This is a genomic window from Candidatus Jidaibacter acanthamoeba, from assembly GCF_000815465.1.
In the GTDB taxonomy this organism is placed as follows: Bacteria; Pseudomonadota; Alphaproteobacteria; order Rickettsiales; family Midichloriaceae; genus Jidaibacter; species Jidaibacter acanthamoebae.
On sequence record NZ_JSWE01000003.1, the window covers coordinates 1 to 2,038 of the forward strand.

The following is a 2,038-nucleotide window of genomic DNA, read 5'->3' on the forward strand; positions in this document are numbered from 1 at the left end:
ATTTTATGCCAAAGTAGTGTTATTACTTTTAATACTAAATAAAAACTATTAATATATTGTTAATAAGTACTCCTTAATAACAGCTTTATTATTGCAACTTTAGAAGATTTAAACTTTAACTTTTCAGCTTAATTATCGCTATGGTGTGGTTTTTACAAATAATGTCAGTAATATAAATTATTTTTATATGTTAAGGATAATGATATCAATATTAGTTGCTATCGCTACCTTATTAAGTGTACTTTTAGGTTCTCTATTTCCAGTTTTTCCCATATTTTATCTGCGGTGTAAACAGGATACCCGGTGATTATAGCTAATGCTAGGCATGCCCTGTCTCCCAATGATAAGCCTAGAGCTTTAGTCTGAGAAAGCATATTTGCTGTAATATATGCATATTTGTTATCAAAAGGTACTGTGCTAGGGACTAAATGGTCTATTACTTCTTGAATTTTATCTATTTCCATTGCACTTGCTGAGACTAAAAATCTTGCTACCTCAGCAATGTTTACACTAGACATGATTGCATAAGGCAATAAATCCTCTACTACTTCACAACCTTTTTCATCCCCAAGTAAAGCAATCAATGCTGAAGCATCCAATATAATATTCTTATTATCTTCCATTATAAATCCTTAGTTTGATGATTTCTTGATTCTTCAAGCTGAGATTCCTGCCTTCTCATTTTTATAAAACTATCAACTAGAGATCCTTCAGGTTTTTTATACTTTTTGATAAGCTCTTGAGCTTCTCTGATTACTGATTTCATGCTAACCATTTTGATTTCTTCTTCCGTAGCACGTAATGTTAAAGTGTCACCCGGTTTTAAATTCATTTTCTTTCTAATAATAGCAGGTATTAATACTCTACCATGGATGTCTATTTGGGTTCTTATCTCTTGCATAACTTATCTTAATTAGAAGTGATTTGTATTAATATAGCACATTGTTTAAGATGAACCAATAAATAATATTAACTATATTCCACGTAATAAGGCATAACAATAAATAATGGCGCAATATAAGCTGATGGTATATCTCATAAAGCCACCACACTTTCATCTCTTATAAAGGATCCTTTTTGAGAGGAAAAATTTAGAAAGTACTTTTAAGAAAGTTGTAGGTAGGGCGCTGGATTCTAAAATAGATACTAACCTTATAAGCAAAGCTTCCGACCTGTACATGAGCATAAAATCAGAAGTGTTATATACTTGACTCCATACACGGTATCACAACCAATATATTGGGGTGCAATTTTAGGTTCATTATTTATAGAATCCTGGCCGAAAATCATGATTAAAACAAAATAAAATTAAGTTACTTAACGTTATGCAATTTAATATAAAATTAGCTATAGCTACCATCGCCTGATTATCCATACGAGAGGGACAAACTAATACCTCAACCTGGCAGTTACTAAGTGCCAGTAGCAGTCTCTCTTAATATCCTTATTAATAATTTGCGGAACGTATCCTGACCATACCCCATATTACATCATAATACATCTATTATTTTCTTTTTCTATATTTAGTAGGAGTAAGTGTGCAAAGGATATTTTTGCTTTATTACGTCTATAAATTTCATTTTCAGGGCTTAACTCTATTGCTTTATTATAATTACAAAGTGCTTCTTTGTAGCTTCCTTGATTGTAAAATGCAAGACCTCGATTATTATAGTAATTGGCATTATTAGGATCTAATTCTATTGCTCTGCTAAAATCAGCAATTGCTTTCTTATACTTACCTTGAGCATAATAAGCATTACCTCTACAGTTATAATCCTCATCATTTCTAGAATTTATACTGATAGCCGCATTAAAATCTTTTATAGCATTTTCATAATCTTTAAGCTTATTATATGCCATACCTCTATTACTATAGTAAGTTTCATTATTAGGTTTTAATTCTATAGCTTGGCTATAATCTTCAATTGCTTCCTTATACTTACCTTGAGCATAATAAGCATTACCTCTACGGTTATAATCCTCATCATTTCTAGAGTTTATACTGATAGCCGCATTAAAATCTTTTATAGCATTTTAG

General features: G+C 30.9%; 3 protein-coding genes. All 3 read right to left on the minus strand.

The window, feature by feature from the left end; all coding sequences use genetic code 11:
- Nucleotides 1–224 precede the first annotated feature (224 nt).
- The gene (locus tag NF27_RS00030; protein WP_039454457.1) at nt 225–623 is read right to left on the minus strand and encodes a type II toxin-antitoxin system VapC family toxin; all 399 of its coding nucleotides are present in this window, start codon (nt 621–623) and stop codon (nt 225–227) included.
- Nucleotides 623–901 (minus strand): AbrB/MazE/SpoVT family DNA-binding domain-containing protein, encoded by a 279-nt coding sequence (locus tag NF27_RS00035; RefSeq protein ID WP_039454459.1) that lies wholly within the window; start codon nt 899–901, stop codon nt 623–625. The genes NF27_RS00030 and NF27_RS00035 overlap by 1 nt, the downstream gene beginning before the upstream one ends.
- A 584-nt stretch (nt 902–1,485) precedes the next feature.
- Nucleotides 1,486–2,028, minus strand: coding sequence for a tetratricopeptide repeat protein (locus NF27_RS00040; RefSeq protein ID WP_084212732.1), 543 nt, complete (start codon nt 2,026–2,028; stop codon nt 1,486–1,488).
- Between the last annotated feature and the right edge of the window lie 10 nt (nt 2,029–2,038).

Coding starts and splice junctions, on each gene's coding strand:
- NF27_RS00030 (WP_039454457.1), bottom strand. CDS start 623: ATGGAAGATAATAAGAATATTATATTGGATGCTTCAGCATTGATTGCT.
- NF27_RS00035 (WP_039454459.1), bottom strand. CDS start 901: ATGCAAGAGATAAGAACCCAAATAGACATCCATGGTAGAGTATTAATA.